The 15,668-nt window shown below is 32.0% G+C and carries 19 protein-coding genes; 16 read left to right on the top strand and 3 right to left on the bottom strand.

The features are described 5' to 3' along the window. Nucleotides 1-83 precede the first annotated feature (83 nt). On the top strand, nt 84-584 hold the full coding sequence (locus tag ACTPNM_RS02415; RefSeq protein ID WP_274638952.1) for a DUF3575 domain-containing protein: 501 nt from the start codon (nt 84-86) through the stop codon (nt 582-584). 76 nt (nt 585-660) lie between these two features. Here ACTPNM_RS02415 and brnQ read toward each other — a convergent pair whose 3' ends face one another. Together brnQ and ACTPNM_RS02425 are read right to left on the bottom strand one after the other, a co-directional pair. Further along, nucleotides 661-1,932, bottom strand: coding sequence for a branched-chain amino acid transport system II carrier protein (gene brnQ, locus ACTPNM_RS02420; RefSeq protein ID WP_440120471.1), 1,272 nt, complete (start codon nt 1,930-1,932; stop codon nt 661-663). Further along, nucleotides 1,929-2,378 (bottom strand): hypothetical protein, encoded by a 450-nt coding sequence (locus ACTPNM_RS02425; RefSeq protein ID WP_440120472.1) that lies wholly within the window; start codon nt 2,376-2,378, stop codon nt 1,929-1,931. The genes brnQ and ACTPNM_RS02425 overlap by 4 nt, the downstream gene beginning before the upstream one ends. 153 nt (nt 2,379-2,531) lie before the next feature. On the opposite strand from ACTPNM_RS02425, the gene ACTPNM_RS02430 reads away from it, so the two are divergent. Both ACTPNM_RS02430 and upp read left to right on the top strand, forming a co-directional pair. Further along, nucleotides 2,532-3,311, top strand: coding sequence for an alpha/beta fold hydrolase (locus ACTPNM_RS02430; protein ID WP_440120473.1), 780 nt, complete (start codon nt 2,532-2,534; stop codon nt 3,309-3,311). 42 nt (nt 3,312-3,353) lie between these two features. Continuing rightward, the gene (gene upp / locus ACTPNM_RS02435) at nt 3,354-4,007 is read left to right on the top strand and encodes a uracil phosphoribosyltransferase (protein ID WP_440120474.1); all 654 of its coding nucleotides are present in this window, start codon (nt 3,354-3,356) and stop codon (nt 4,005-4,007) included. Nucleotide 4,008: 1 nt separating this feature from the next. Here the strand turns inward: upp and ACTPNM_RS02440 are convergent, their stop codons facing one another. Continuing rightward, nucleotides 4,009-4,914 (bottom strand): DUF6427 family protein, encoded by a 906-nt coding sequence (locus ACTPNM_RS02440; protein WP_440120475.1) that lies wholly within the window; start codon nt 4,912-4,914, stop codon nt 4,009-4,011. Nucleotides 4,915-4,956: 42 nt separating this feature from the next. Between ACTPNM_RS02440 and ACTPNM_RS02445 the strand changes: the two genes are divergently transcribed. The 13 genes from ACTPNM_RS02445 (at nt 4,957) to ACTPNM_RS02505 (ending at nt 15,666) form a co-directional block, all read left to right on the top strand. Further along, a complete protein-coding gene (locus ACTPNM_RS02445; RefSeq protein WP_274638958.1) occupies nt 4,957-5,178 on the top strand; it encodes a DUF6341 family protein in 222 nt (73 codons plus the stop codon). Between the two features lie 12 nt (nt 5,179-5,190). Then, nucleotides 5,191-5,862, top strand: coding sequence for a tRNA (guanosine(46)-N7)-methyltransferase TrmB (gene trmB / locus ACTPNM_RS02450; RefSeq protein ID WP_440120476.1), 672 nt, complete (start codon nt 5,191-5,193; stop codon nt 5,860-5,862). 82 nt (nt 5,863-5,944) lie between these two features. Further along, entirely contained in the window at nt 5,945-6,268 is a 324-nt protein-coding gene (locus ACTPNM_RS02455) for an MGMT family protein (protein ID WP_440120477.1), read from the top strand. Beyond that, a complete protein-coding gene (locus ACTPNM_RS02460) occupies nt 6,265-6,810 on the top strand; it encodes a DUF4269 domain-containing protein (protein WP_440120478.1) in 546 nt (181 codons plus the stop codon). Before ACTPNM_RS02455 ends, ACTPNM_RS02460 begins: the two co-directional genes overlap by 4 nt. A gap of 209 nt (nt 6,811-7,019) precedes the next feature. Further along, nucleotides 7,020-8,150 carry a P-loop NTPase gene (locus tag ACTPNM_RS02465; protein ID WP_440120479.1) on the top strand — a complete coding sequence of 377 codons (1,131 nt, stop codon included), beginning with the start codon at nt 7,020-7,022 and terminating at the stop codon, nt 8,148-8,150. 6 nt (nt 8,151-8,156) lie between these two features. Continuing rightward, complete coding sequence (locus ACTPNM_RS02470) at nt 8,157-8,393, top strand: NifU family protein (protein WP_099214828.1); 237 nt, start codon at nt 8,157-8,159, stop codon at nt 8,391-8,393. 190 nt (nt 8,394-8,583) lie between these two features. Next, nucleotides 8,584-9,639, top strand: a complete 1,056-nt coding sequence (locus ACTPNM_RS02475; protein ID WP_440120480.1) for an NAD(P)/FAD-dependent oxidoreductase — start codon at nt 8,584-8,586, stop codon at nt 9,637-9,639. 7 nt (nt 9,640-9,646) lie between these two features. Continuing rightward, on the top strand, nt 9,647-10,219 hold the full coding sequence (locus ACTPNM_RS02480) for a GrpB family protein (protein WP_440120481.1): 573 nt from the start codon (nt 9,647-9,649) through the stop codon (nt 10,217-10,219). Nucleotides 10,220-10,227: 8 nt separating this feature from the next. After that, nucleotides 10,228-11,133, top strand: coding sequence for a sterol desaturase family protein (locus tag ACTPNM_RS02485; protein ID WP_440120482.1), 906 nt, complete (start codon nt 10,228-10,230; stop codon nt 11,131-11,133). Between the two features lie 12 nt (nt 11,134-11,145). Beyond that, nucleotides 11,146-11,478, top strand: coding sequence for a ferredoxin (locus tag ACTPNM_RS02490; protein WP_440120483.1), 333 nt, complete (start codon nt 11,146-11,148; stop codon nt 11,476-11,478). Nucleotides 11,479-11,648: 170 nt separating this feature from the next. Further along, nucleotides 11,649-13,157 carry a pyridoxal phosphate-dependent decarboxylase family protein gene (locus tag ACTPNM_RS02495; protein WP_440120484.1) on the top strand — a complete coding sequence of 503 codons (1,509 nt, stop codon included), beginning with the start codon at nt 11,649-11,651 and terminating at the stop codon, nt 13,155-13,157. Between the two features lie 6 nt (nt 13,158-13,163). Next, a complete protein-coding gene (locus ACTPNM_RS02500; protein WP_440120485.1) occupies nt 13,164-14,486 on the top strand; it encodes a lysine N(6)-hydroxylase/L-ornithine N(5)-oxygenase family protein in 1,323 nt (440 codons plus the stop codon). A 4-nt stretch (nt 14,487-14,490) separates the two neighbouring features. Further along, the gene (locus ACTPNM_RS02505) at nt 14,491-15,666 is read left to right on the top strand and encodes an MFS transporter (RefSeq protein WP_440120486.1); all 1,176 of its coding nucleotides are present in this window, start codon (nt 14,491-14,493) and stop codon (nt 15,664-15,666) included. Nucleotides 15,667-15,668 lie beyond the last annotated feature (2 nt).

The raw sequence follows: 15,668 nt of genomic DNA on the forward strand, positions 1-15,668 counted from the left end.
ACCATACAGTTTTTTATAAAAAATGTATGTTTGTGGTATTATACTTGTAGGCAATACATAAATTATAAATAGTAAAAATTCAAATGAAAAAAATATTATTAGCAGCTGTGGTTTTTGTTAGCTCTTTTACCTATGCACAGCAAGAGGTAAAAGTAGATTTACTAGATGCATTAGCTTTTAAAACCTTAGAAGTATCGTATGAATATTATACTACCGATCGTTCCTCAATAGGTATTTCAGCGTTATTTAACTTTGAAAAAAAATCAGCAGATTTTAGATATAACGAAGAACGAATGTTTACTCCTTTTTTCCGCCATTATTTTACGAACAATAGCAATTGGAATTACTTTGGTGAAGTTTTTATGGGGATTAATACAGGAGAAAGAGAAATTGAGCTTGATGGTTCGCCTAATACTTTTAAGGAATATACTGACGGGGCTTTAGGGTTAGCTTTTGGGTCAAAATATGTTTCTTCAGGAGGTTTTGTGCTTGATATATATGGAGGTTTAGGTAGAAACCTATTTACTTCAGAGGCTCGTTCAATTGTACCTAGAGTAGGAATAAACTTAGGGTATCGCTTTTAATGATACTCATTCAAAAAAATATAAAGCTCGCAATTGCGAGCTTTTTTAGTTTATAAGTAAGTATTTTTATTAAGAGTTACTTTTTATTTTTAATCAAATTAGCAAATGTAAAACTCAATATAGCAGGTAATACCCATCCTAAATTATAATTAGCAAAAGGAATATTATTTTTAATTTCAGTTAAATAACTAGGGTTAATAACGTAACCTAGAAAATCTGGAATACTAAATAAGAAAGTCACTCCTACTACAATTTTAAAAACTAAAGTTGAGGTGTATTTTTCTGGAAGTACATTCAGTACAATTAATGTAATAGTAATAGGGTAAATAAACATTAAAGCAGGCAAAGCAATGTTGATAATATATTTTACATCAAATTGACCAACAGCAATCCCTAATATGCAGCCAATAATAGCAGTGATTGTAAAAACGTTTTGAGAGTTATTGTTAATACCTTTAAAATAATCAGCAGTACCAGTAATAACCCCAACGGCTGTTGTGAAACATGCTAAAGCGACTAAAACACTAAGAAAAATACTTCCAATATTTCCTAAAGTTTGGTTACTTAAAGAGTTTAAAATTTCTGTTCTGTTAGCATTTTCAGAAAAAGTAGAACTAAATAAAACACCATTATAAATAAGACCAGCATAAATAATTAACAAACCAAACCCAGCAATAAAACCAGCTTTGGTAATTAGTTCTTTTTTCTCTTCAAAAGTTGTACTCGTATTAAAATTCATTGAAACAACTAAAACACCACCAACAACTATAGAGGCAATGGCATCAAAAGTTTGATATCCTTCTAGTAAACCATCAACAAAAGGAGCTTTAAGCGTAGTTGGATTTATTATGTCTGGAGCTGTAAAAATTCCAACAAAAATAATAGCCAATAGAATGAATATAATAAGAGGTGTTAAAAATTTGCCGAGTAGGTTTAGTACTTTTGATCGGTTCATGGTGAAAAGAAAAACAAGTCCGAAATAAATTGTACTTGTAACTAAAGAACTACTATTGTTAAAGTAAGGAGCAATGGCCATTTCATGAGTAACCGATGCAGTTCTAGGCGCAGGCAAAGCAATACAAATGGTGTATACAACAAAGCAATATATAAAGCTAAAAGTAGGAGATACTTTTTTACCAAAATCGTACATAGTACCTTGTAGTTTAGCATGAGCTAAAATACCTATCATAGGAATAAAAACAGCGGTAATAAAAAAACCAACAGTTACCAAAAACCATAAATTACCAGCACTCTTTCCTAAAAAAGGAGGCAAAATTAAATTACCAGCTCCAAAAAACATAGAAAATAAAGCAAAGCCGGTAATTAAAGTTTCTTTTGAGAATTTCATTTGTTTTGTTTTATAAATAACAAATAAACAAAATTGAAAAGGATATAAAGTACTCCAATAGCAATAAAAACAAACTTAGGTATAGCAAAAAAATAAGCAATAGAACTCCATAGCTGTTTCGTGCTTCCCATTAGTAATTTAATTAACCCAACGTTTTCTATAGCATCACAAAAACCAGCAAAAAACAAAGAAAATATAAGGATTACTCCAAAGCTGTATAAAGAAGAGTCTTTCCAAAGTTTCTTATTAAGCTTATGAATAAAAACAGCTATTAATAAAGAATATGAAATTAAAAAAAGGTAATCAAGCCCTAAGCTAATACCGCAAGCAATTTTAGAAGTCTCGTTCCAAGAATTAATATATTTCTCAGATATTGCAATGTCTTTTGCTAATTCAAAGCTTATAATACCATTTTTACATACTTCATTTTTTAGAAAACTATCCAAATAAAGCATACAAAGTATAAGAATTAATGTAGAAGTTATAAGAAAAATCGTAAGATTTCGCTCTTGTTTTTTAGAAAGGTTTTGAAAAGGAGAAATCAACATTTTAGCAATTATTTGATGAGATTACAAATGAAAGATACATATTTTTGCCTAATGCAAAACAGTATAGAATTTAAAAACACAAATATTTACTTTACTGATGAAGGAAAAGGAAGTGTTATAGTATTGCTCCATGGATTTTTAGAGAACTCTACGATGTGGAGTAGTATAAGTAAAGAATTATCTAAAAAATACAGAATAGTTTGTGTTGATTTATTAGGAAGTGGAAAAACAGGGTGTATTGGGTATGTACATTCGATGGAAGAAATGGCAGATGCTGTAAAAGCAGTGTTAAAAGAGTTAAGAATCCGTCGGGCTACTTTTATAGGACATTCTATGGGAGGGTATGTTGCTTTAGCCTTTGCAGAAAAGTATCCAAAAAATGTAAAAGGAGTTTGTTTGATGAACTCTACATCTCAAGCAGATAGTGAAGAAAGAAAAAAGTTGCGACTCAGAGCTGTTGAAATGGCTAAGGAAAACTATGAAACGTTAGTAAAAATGTCAATTAGTAACTTGTTTGCAGAGAATATGCGTTTACAGTTATCCGAAGAAATAGAGGAAATAAGAGAAGAAGCCTTAAAAACACTTGTTAGAGGGTACATTGCAGCTACAGAAGGAATGCGCTTGCGTAAAAACAAAGAAGCTGTTTTACAAACAATAGAAAAGAGGTTAATAATTGCAGGTAAAAATGATCCAATATTAAATTATACTACTGTTGAAGAAGAAGCAAAGAGAACCAATACCTCATTAATTGCATTACCAAACGGACACATGAGTCATGTAGAAGCAAAAGAAGAACTATTAAAAGCACTAACCAACTTTATAAAAGCTTGATAAAATCCGTTACTTTTGTAGAGCACAAAAAGAATATATTTCATGAAAACTCATCACTTAGCCAAACAAAATTCTATTCTTAATAAATTCCTAGCTGAACTCAGAGATGTCTCAATTCAAAAAGACTCTATGCGTTTCCGCAGAAACATTGAAAGAATAGGAGAAGTTTTAGCCTACGAATTAAGTAAAGAGTTAAATTATGAAACAAAAGAAATAACAACACCATTAGGGACAAGAAAGGTAGAATTACCAGCAAATAATATAGTTTTATGCTCTATCCTTAGAGCAGGGTTACCATTACACAATGGAATGTTGAATTATTTTGATGATGTAGAAAATGCTTTTATCTCAGCATACCGTCATCACCCGAATAACGATGAAGAATTCGAAATAGTGGTAGAGTACTTTGCATCACCTTCTATTGACGGAAAAACATTATTATTAGTAGACCCAATGTTAGCAACAGGGCGTTCTATGGTTGAGGTTTATGAAGGAATAAAAAAATACGGAACACCAAAAGAAATAATTATAGCTTCGGTTATTGGTTCAGTAGAAGGTGTAGAATATGTTGCTAAACACTTACCAGAAAGTACTACTTTATGGATTGCTGATATTGACGAAAAGTTAAACGACAAAGGTTATATTGTTCCTGGTTTAGGAGATGCAGGAGATTTAGCTTACGGAGCAAAACTGTAGTTTATACAATAGCACTTATAGTAAAAGAAGCTATTAAGAATAAAATAATAATAGCATCAGCATGCCACTTCTTTTGAAAAAACTCTATTCCGTTAGCTAGAATAACAGAAACAGGGAAGAATACATATAAAAATTCACTTCCAGAACCGTCTTGAACTAAAAGTAAAATAGCTGTAGTTATGACAAGATGAGTAAGAATCAATATCCAGTTTTTTCTGAATTTATTTTTAACAGCAAGTGCCTTTGGACTTTTTAAAAAAATAGAAGCGATTAAAAAAAAGCTTATAAAAAGAATAGGGAACAAATACTTCTCATGAGAATAAAAGCTTAAATCAGGATAAAAATTCCAATCAAAAAGCAACCAAAAATTTTCAAGGTTATCATACCAAAAATAGTAAGTGAAATACAGAAAAACAGGGGCGAAAAAACCAATTACAGGTGTTAATAATGTTTGATAGGTAAAACGTTGGTGTAAAAATATAGACAAGTAAAGTAATATCAGTAATAAAGGGGCATAAGGCTCTATTAAAAATGAAATTCCAAGCCACAAACCACCATCGAATAACTTATGAAGAATATTTTTAGAAGACTGTAAGCTATATACTTTTCGTAAAAAAAGAAGTATAGTTAAGTTGGCGTAAAAAGTTTTATTTATTTGTATGGTATCAGGAAAAAAACCAATTAATATCACAAGAAATAAAAAAGCAAAAGAGTTATCGTAGGTTAATAAGTTCTTAGCAATAATAAAATTATACACCGAAAAAACGACTAAAAACCAACCAAGTTCCTTAACAAGGTTGAAAGATAATTCTTTAGAAAAAATACTTAAAACAAAATACCCTAAGAATAGTACAAACAGTACAATAAAATTTATAGGTTTAGATTTACCGAAAAAATTGGCTAACATTGTTTCTTTTTATATTTTTGCAGCTGTAAAGATACTTAAGATATGATAGCAGGCAATATTTTTAGATGGATTGGTAGTTTATTTACCGACTTTTTATTTGCACCATTCAATTGGTTACGCTTAACAATAGCTAAATCAGATGCAGGTTGGTGGACTTCAAACGCCGTAAACTGGTTCTTTTTATTAATCCTATTAGTGTTATTTGCTTATTGGATGAAAGAAGCTGCTCGTTTTCAAAGAGAAGGAACAGAAGATAGAGCCTAATTTCTATAAACTTTGGGAAGTAAAAATAAACTAAAACGTTTCAGAGAAAATGAAACGTTTGATAACGTTATTCAACCAACACGAGAAGAAGTAATCAACAACTTTTCTTATAAAGGAAAGTGGAATACTTTTTTTAAAAATAACAACCCAATAGTCTTAGAGCTAGGTTGTGGTAAAGGTGAATATACGATTGCTTTAGCAGAAAAAAATCCTGATAAAAACTTTATTGGAATTGATATTAAAGGTGCACGATTTTGGCGAGGAGCTAAAACAGCACTAGAAAATAACATGGAAAATGTAGCTTTTATTAGAACTCAAATAGAGTTAGTAGATTATATTTTTGCTGAAAATGAAGTTTCTGAAATTTGGATAACCTTCCCAGATCCACAAATTAAGTATAAGCGTACTAAGCACCGTATGACGAATTCTGAGTTTTTAAAGAAATACCATGGGATTTTAAAATCAGAAGGAACAGTCAACCTAAAAACTGATAGTGAATTCATGCACGGTTACACTTTAGGTTTATTGCATGGAGAAGGTCACGAAATTTTACATGCTAATCACGATGTTTATAAAAATGTGTACAGTCCTGAAGAAGTAACAGGAACACAAACATTTTACGAGAAACAATATTTAGAAATCGGAAAACCGATTACCTATATAAAATTCAAATTAAACTATTAATCCTGCTAATTAGCAGGATTTTTTGTTTTAGGCGTTCTTCATATATTCCAATTTAATTCTAAAAGAAAGCTATCTTTACCAAATGACAGATAAAAATTTCTTCGAAAAAGTGTATGAAGTAGCTCGTTTAATACCACATGGAAGGGTTACAAGTTATGGAGCTATAGCAACCTATTTAGGTGCAGCTCGTTCGGCAAGAATGGTAGGTTGGGCAATGAATAACTCTTCAGAAAAAGAAGTACCAGCACATCGAGTAGTAAACAGAAAAGGACTGTTAACAGGAAAACACCATTTTGATGGGACAAATCTCATGCAACAATTGTTAGAAAGTGAAGGAATAGAAGTTGTTGATAGCCAAATTCAAAATTTTGAAAAGGTATTTTGGAATCCAAGTGAAGAATTGTGATAAACTTTAAAGATACATCATATTTAAAAGAAGGAACTATCCGTCAAAAAGAAGCTCATAAAGTATTATTAGAGTTGAATCTTTTTGAACTATTAAAAAATTGTAACCCTATTTTGGTAGGCACAATACCTATCGATATTGATGTAGAATCAAGTGATTTAGACATTATTTGTCAAAGTGAAAATCACGAAGATATTGTAAAACTTGTGAGTGAGAAATATGGAAAACTCCCTGAGTTTGAAATAAAAACAATTCCATCATACAAAAACTTAAAAACAACAATCATTACACTTGAGTATAAAACCTTTCCAATAGAAATTTTTGTACAAAATAAACTACCAGAAGAGCAAGACTCATACCTACATATGCTTATTGAATATCAGGTGTTGTTAAAAGAAGGAGAAGTATTTAGGTCTGAAATTATAGCCTTAAAACAACAAGGACTCAAAACTGAACCAGCATTTGCAAAGCTTTTAAACTTAAAAGGAAATCCGTATGAAGCATTATTAACTTATGGATTTCAAAAAGGCTACATATCCTAGTTTTTAAGAAAAAACTAAAATTTACTTTGGTTGATTTCGGAAAGACAATTCAACATAAAACTTCTCTATAAAACCAACTTATCAACCTATAAATATTACCAATCTAAAGACTTTATTTTCTGAGGGCTAAAACGTATCTTTGCAGTTAAGATTAAATAAAAATAAGCAACGAGCTTATCGCTTGCTGTTTAAAGCATATAGCATAAAACATGAGTTTTAAAAAACAAGATATATACAAAGCGTTAGAAACGATAACAGCACCAGGAGAAGGTAAAAGTTTAGTAGAAAACGAAAATATAACCAATGTAGTTACATTTGGAGATGAAGTTATTGTTGATGTTACTATAGCAAACCCATCATTACAAGCTAAAAAGAAAATAGAAGTAGAGATAATGAAGGCTATTCACCAACACGTTGATCAAAAAATCGATGTAAAAGTGAATGTGAAGGTGGAAGTTCAACAAAAAGAAAACCCGAATCAAATTAGAGGAAAAGAAATTCCTAATATTCAAAACATTATTGCTATAGCTTCGGGAAAAGGTGGAGTAGGAAAGTCTACTATTACCTCAAATATGGCTGTTTCATTAGCAAAAATGGGATTCAAAGTAGGAGTGTTAGATGCCGATGTTTATGGGCCATCACAGCACTTAATGTTTGATGTAGAAAGAGAAAAGCCATTAGCGGTAAACGTAAATGGACGTTCAAAAATGAAGCCGATTGAAAGTTACGGAGTAAAATTATTATCACTAGGTTTCTTTACCGACCCAAGTCAGGCAGTAATCTGGCGTGGACCAATGGCTTCAAAAGCATTAAATCAACTAATATTTGATGCAGATTGGGGAGAGTTAGATTTCTTATTAATTGACTTACCTCCAGGAACAGGAGATGTACATTTATCAATAGTACAAGCAGTGCCAATTAACGGGGCAGTTGTAGTAAGTACACCGCAAAACATTGCCTTAGCAGACGCTAAAAAAGGAGTAGCAATGTTTAAACAAGAAAGTATTAACGTACCGGTATTAGGTATCGTTGAAAATATGGCGTATTTTACACCAGCAGAACTTCCTAACAATAAATATTATATTTTTGGAGAAGGAGGCGCTAAAAATTTAGCCGAAGATATTGAAACAAGTTTCTTAGGAGAAATACCATTAGTACAAAGCATACGTGAAGCAGGAGATGTTGGACACCCAGTAGCTTTACAAGAAAACACACCACTAGCAGAAGCTTTTACAGAGGTAACCAAAGAAATGGTTTCGCAACTATTAAAAAGAAATGCAAACTTACCACCAACAGAAGTAGTACGAATTACTACCATGAGTGGTTGTAGCTCAAAATAAGCAGTTATGGCAACAGCAGACATAAGAAATAACGTAGAAAAAGCGTTGGAAGAAATCCGACCTTTTTTAGTAAGTGATGGAGGTAATATTAAACTATTATCTATAGAAGACAGTACAGTAAAAGTACAATTAGAAGGAGCTTGCAGCGGTTGTTCAGTCAATCAAATGACCTTGAAAAACGGAGTAGAAGCAACTATAAAAAAATACGCACCAGAAATTACAGAAGTAATTAATGTAGCTTAACTGATAAAAGTCAGGTTTTAAGCTAGACTATTGCTTTAATTTTGGACGTTCGGGCGTGCTTTCGTTACTCGCTTCCCAATTAAAAAATAGGGAGAGCTCAAACAAGCCACTCAATCACTAACGCATACATATTCCTGTCTTATATCAAAAGGCAGGAATCTCAGTATAAATAAGAGAATTTTGTTATAAAATGATACAAACAGATATATTAATTATTGGAGCAGGACCTACAGGATTATTTACGGTTTTTGAAGCAGGATTATTAAAATTACGTTGTCATTTAATTGATGCCTTACCACAACCAGGAGGTCAGTGTTCAGAAATTTATCCCAAAAAACCAATTTATGATATCCCAGCATATCCAGAGATTTTAGCAGGAAATTTAACCGATAAATTAATGGAACAAATTAAACAATTTGAACCAGGTTTTACCTTAGGTGAACGCGCTGATACTATTGAAAAGCAAGATGACGGAACGTTTATCGTAACCACCAATAAAGGAACAAAACACCAAGCACCAGTAGTAGCAATTGCAGGAGGTTTAGGAAGTTTTGAACCGCGTAAACCACCTATTCCAAATATTGCTGATTTTGAAGACAAAGGAGTGGAATACATGATTAAAGAACCAGAAATTTATCGTGGTAAAGACGTGGTAATTGCTGGTGGTGGAGATTCAGCTTTAGATTGGTCTATCTTCTTAACTGATGTAGCAAAATCGGTAACTTTAATTCACAGAAGAAATGAGTTCCGTGGAGCTTTAGACTCTGTTGATAAAGTACAAGAATTAAAGAATGAAGGAAAACTAATGCTAATTACACCAGCAGAAGTTAAAGGTATTGTAGGAGAAGGAAAGGTAGAAGGTGTATTAGTAGAGCAAAAAGATAAAGAACCGTTTACATTACCTTGTGAGCATTTTATTCCATTGTTTGGATTATCTCCAAAATTAGGTCCAATAGCTAATTGGGGATTAGAAATAGAAAAAAATGCCATAAAAGTAAATAACGCTTTAGATTATCAAACGAATGTAGAAGGAATTTATGCGATTGGTGATGTGAATACATACCCTGGAAAATTAAAGTTAATTTTATGTGGATTCCACGAAGCAACGTTAATGTGTCAGAGTGCATATAAACGCATTCACCCAGATAAGAAATATGTGATGAAATACACAACTGTTGGTGGAGTAGATGGATTTGATGGTACTCGAAAAGAAGCACCAAAAGCAGTAGTAAAAGCGATTAACTAAGTAATTAGTGAAAAGAACATTATACGATTTAACAAGGGAAGACTGGAATATACTCTTCCCTATTGAATTATCTGAGCATAATACCAAATGGAAGTATATTTTTGAAGAGGAGAAACAACGCATACTTCTGCATATAGATAATTCATATTTTAATAGAATTGAACATTTTGGGAGTACATCAATTCCCAATATAAAAGCAAAGAATTATGTTGACTTGTTTATTGAGATTCCAAAAGAGTTTTTATTTGATAAAGAATTAATAAAACAATTTGAAAAGTTAGGGTATTCTTTCTTTGAGGTTCCAGCACGAGAAGATATAGCAGCGTATATGTCTTTTGCAAAGGGATATAATTTTGAAGGAAAAAAAGAGCAAATTTTTCATATTCATATGTGTCCAAAGGATAATGTAATGTGTGATCAGTTAAAATTTAGAGATTACCTAATTGAAAACCCTGATAGAGCAAAAGAATATGAAAAACTAAAAATTGAATTAGCTTTAAAATATAGAAACGATAGGGGAGCCTATGTTTTAGGAAAAACAAACTTTGTAAAAGAGACATTAAGTTTATATAAGAACTAATAAAAACATTGACATTAACTGAATACATACAGCAATTATCAGAAGACAAATTATTGTACTTCGCCTTACCTGTGTTTTTCATTTCTATGTTGGTAGAATACCGAATTGCAAAAGAAAAATATAATAGTAAAGACACGGGAGTATCTATGTTAATGATGGTGTTTTCTGCTATTGTTGAATTTATTCCAAAAATTTTAGCCTTTGTTGCTTTTTTCTATTTGTACGAAGTTAGTCCATTAAAAGGTATTGTACAACGTCAATGGTGGGCGTGGATTTTGTTATTACTAGCTGATGATTTTGCTTATTACTGGTTTCACCGATTAAATCATGAAGTGCGTTTGTTTTGGGCAGGTCATGTACCACACCATTCGTCAGTGCATATGAATTTAGGAACAGCACTACGTCAAGGAGTTGGAGAGCGTATCCATAAATTTTTCTTTTGGATGTGGATTCCGTTATTAGGGTTTGACCCTTTAATGATGTTTACTATGATGGGAATTAGCTTAATATATCAGTTTTTTGTGCACACAGAATTAGTTGATAAGCTACCAAAACCTATTGAATTAATTTTCAATACGCCATCACATCACAGAGTGCATCACGCATCTAATATTCGTTATTTAGATTGTAATCATGCGGGAATTTTAATTATTTGGGATCGTATGTTTGGTACTTTTTCTGAAGAATTAAAAGAAATTGATAAACCAGTATATGGATTGACAGTAAACATTGAAACTTTTAATCCAGTAAAAGTGGCAACCCATGAATATGCCGCAATTTTGAATGATGTAAAAAGAGCTGATAAATGGAGTGATAAGCTAAATTATATATTTAATTCACCAGGTTGGACACATGATGGAGAAGATAAAAGAGCAAAGGTTTTGAGGAAAAAGTTGTTTGGAGATAGAAAATAGGAATTAGAAAATATGGATCAAGATATTAAGATAAAAATTACCGACCGTGATGGAGTAACGCACGAGGTACAAGCACCAACAGATATGGCTATGAACTTAATGGAAGTAGTTCGTTCGTACGAATTAGCTCCTGAAGGAACTATTGGTATTTGTGGAGGAATGGCCATGTGTGCATCATGTCAATGCTATGTAAAATCAAATCACGAATTGCCAGAAATGGGAGATGATGAAGAAGCAATGTTAGCAGAGGCTTTTTATGTAGAAGATAATAGCCGATTGGGTTGTCAAATACAAATGACCCCTGATTTAGATGGTTTAGAAGTAGAGTTAGCTCCAGAGAGCTAAGAACAAAAAAATAAAGTTTTTAAAGCGCAGTATTTAGTGTACACTAAAATACTGCGCTTTCTTTTTTGTAAAATATGCTATTTACGTCATTTTAAATTCCATTTACGTCATTTAGTTTGTTTGGTCTGAATATACTTTTGCTTTAAATTATTAAGACTAAATAAAAATAAATGATTCTTAAACCTAGCCCTTCACTAAAAGAATTGTCATTAAATAGTTATTTGTTTAGTGATGAATCAGCACAGTTGTATGAAGAGTATATTCAGAAAACAACCACTTATATTCAGCAATTTTTATCCAAAAGAACCTTTTATAAAGGTGACGATCTTGAGGAAATTTTAAGGAATAGAAATCAAGCAAAGCTTATAAACATTGAAGAAACACAGCCCATTGATAGTGTTTTAGAAGAGTTGAATAACTTGTATATAAAAAATGCAATAGCATTTCATAACCCCACTTACGTAGCACATTTAAATTGCCCAATTACCTTACCATCAATCATAGCAGAAATGATTACAACCACAATCAATACTGCAGTAGAAACATGGGATCAGAGTACTTCAGCAACTTTTATAGAACAAGAAGTTATTCAATGGATAACCAACGTATTTAAGCTTTCAAATAATTCAGATGGTGTTTTTACAAGCGGAGGAACACAATCTAATTTCATGGGGTTATTAATGGCTCGAGATAATTATGCTTTCAAACATTTTGGAATTAATATTAAACAGCATGGATGGAGTAATGAAATAAGTAGGTTTAGAGTTTTTTGTTCAGAAAAAGCACATTTCAGTATTCAGAAAAGTGCCGCTTTGTTAGGTATGGGCTATGACGCTGTTATACCCGTAAAAGTTGATAAGAAAATGCAAATGGATGCAAATGAACTTGTGCTGGCTATAGAAAAAACAAAGCAAGAAGGTAATATTCCAATAGCAGTTGTAACAACATTAGGTACTACCGATTATGGTAGTTTTGATCCAATACAAACTATAGGGAAGATTGCCAAAGAACACAACATGTGGTTACATGCAGATGGTGCCTATGGTGGTGCTTTTGCACTTACGAATACCCATAAAAAGCATTTTGAAGGTATTGAGTTAGCTGATTCTATTACTATAGATTTTCATAAAACCTTATTCCAACCTGTAAGTTGTAGCGCTTTCTTAGTTAATAACAAGCAACATTTTAAGTATGTATCTTATTATGCAGACTACTTAAACCCTATTGAAGATAAAGATCCAGAGCGACCAAACCTTATAGAAAAATCAATCCAAACAACACGCCGATTCGATGCCTTAAAAGTTTGGTTGACCTTAAAAATTTTAGGAACAAAAACTATTGCTAATTACTTAGAAGATGTACACTCTTTAACAAAGGAAGTATATGAAAGCATAAGAGATCAAGAATGTTTTGAAGTTGCTCATGCACCTGAACTAAGTACACTAGTATTTAGATATAAAGCAGAAGGTATAGCTGAAGATATTATTCATAACTCGATTAATTTATACATCAAGAATACTTTATACAAAGCTGGGAAAGCATCAGTAGCAAGTACAAAGTTAAATGGTAATATCTATCTGAAATTTACTTTACTAAATCCGAAAAATACAATTAACAATCTCCTTAATATCATAGAAATGATTAAAACTACGGGAGAACAATACAAAACTACAAACTAAAAAAAGATGAAGAATAATATAGTAGACTTTATAGCTATTGGAGTAGGTCCTTTTAACCTAGGATTAGCATGTTTATCAGAACCTATTGAAGGTTTAAATGGAGTTTTTCTTGATAAAAAAGATAAATTTGATTGGCATCCAGGAATGTTGTTAGAAGACACTACTTTACAAGTACCTTTTATGGCAGACTTGGTAACACTTGCCGACCCAACAAGTCCTTTTAGTTTTCTTAACTATATAAAAGAACAAGGAAGAATTTATTCTTTTTACATACGAGAGAACTTCTTGTTACTTAGAAATGAGTACAACCATTATTGTCAGTGGGTAATTAGCAAGCTTTCTAACATATATTTTAATACAGAAGTTACGAATGTAGACTACGATCAAAAAGACGGTATTTATGTAGTTACGAGTGTTTGTACAAAGACACAGGAAATTAAAATCTATAAAGCAAAAAAACTGGTTTTAGGAACAGGAACACAACCTTACATTCCTGCTTGTTGTAAAAAGTTGAAAGATGTAGCTGTTCACTCATCACAATATCTGCCTAATAAAGAACAATTACAAAATAAGAAAAGGATAACAGTGTTGGGAAGCGGACAAAGTGCTGCGGAAATATTTTCTGATTTATTACAAGAAATAGATATTAAAGGGTATGAGTTGAATTGGATAACCCGTTCACCTCGTTTCTTCCCGTTAGAGTATGCTAAGTTAACGTTAGAAATGACCTCACCAGAGTATGTAGACTACTTTTTCAACTTACCAGCATCCAAAAGAGATACACTCATTAAAAATCAAAAGCATTTATACAAAGGAATAAATCAAGATTTAATAGGGTCTATCCACGATACCTTGTACGCAAAACGAGTAGTGTCAAAAGAGCCATTAAAAGTTTCGTTACGTACCAATTCTGAATTGAAAACCACCAAGGTATCAGATGAAGGTATTAAACTTGAGCTACATCAGATAGAACAAGACAAGTATTTTGAACATGAAACTGACGGATTGGTTCTTGCTACAGGTTACGAATACCAATTACCTGATTTTATAGAGGGAATTTCAAACAGGATTTTATGGGATTATCAAGATCGATTCGATGTACAACGCAATTACAGTATTGATATAAACCAAAACGAAATCTTTGTTCAGAATGTTGAGCTGCACACCCACGGTTTTGTAACACCCGATTTAGGTATGGCTGCTTATAAAAACTCATATATCATTAAAGAGATAACAGGAGTAGAGCATTATCCTATTGAGCAAAAAATAGCGTTTCAACAATTTGAAGTAACGCAAGAGGAAGAAATAGAACTCAATGTTTTTGCTTAAGAATATGAAGCTAAAAACATTTTTAATTGTAATGACGTTGGTTGCAGTAGTAAGTGATTACCTGCTGCATCCATTTTATCCGCAGTTTTTCGAGCTTCGCTTTGGAATCACGAATCCTAAAAATGTAGGATACTACTTTGCAGCCATCTGTTTTATGGTAATGATTGCATTTCCATTTTGGGCATATGTTTCTAAAAAAGTATCAGAATTAAATATTTTAGTATACACTCAAGCAATTGCAGGTGTATTAGCATTGTATTGCTATTACACTACATCATACATTAATTTTTGGATAATATCTCTTGTTATGGTATTATTTAAAGGAAGTTACTTGTTAGTGTACCCTTATATTTTAAAGATTATTACCAAAGAAGAACACCCAAGTACAATTGGGTTACTTTCTGTAGTGGTGCATTTAGGAGGGATTTTAGGAGCTGTATTAGGAGGAATAACGGTGGACTATATAAATCCGAGTAGTATTTTTTTAATTATGGCAGCAGGAGATTTTATTCAAATGGCTATGAGCGGTTATTTATTAAAAAGTAAAAAATACGCTACCGATTTAATCATTTCAGAAGAACCAGATGTTACTGATAAAAAGTTTATTCCGAAAGGATTTATTTTAAAATTAGGTCTAATCACATTGATACTATACTTCAGCGATTTTTTAATCAGACCTTTCTTTTCAACGTACTGGGAAAGTTTTTCAATGTATAAAAGCAAATTGGTTTCTGGTACTATGTATGCCATTCCTGGTTTTGTAGCATTAGTAGCCTTATGGATTAACAACAAACGAAAATCAGAAGGACACGAGGGAATTATCAATGCTTTGTGTATTGGGTTAATTGGACTTGTATTACAAGGAATACCCAATGAAGCATCAGTAGTTTTAGGAAGAGTTATTTACGGATGGGCAATTTTCCAAGGAGTCGTGAAATTCGACATTTTATTATTCGAATTAAGCACGCCAGAATCCTACTCAGTAGATTATAGCAAAATCCATTTCTTCCAAAACTTAGGTGTACTCTTAGCTTCATTAAATGTAGGGATTATAGTTGAAGGTTTCGGATTACGTATACCGTTTGTCATTGCCTTAGGAGGTTTTGTATTAACGCTTGCCTTATACTTTATGGTTTTTAAATCTGTAAAGAAAGTACACAAACAACTAGCTAAAGCCTAAAT

The sequence above is a fragment of the Tenacibaculum sp. Ill genome (assembly GCF_051938915.1).
In the GTDB taxonomy this organism is placed as follows: Bacteria; Bacteroidota; Bacteroidia; order Flavobacteriales; family Flavobacteriaceae; genus Polaribacter; species Polaribacter larymnensis.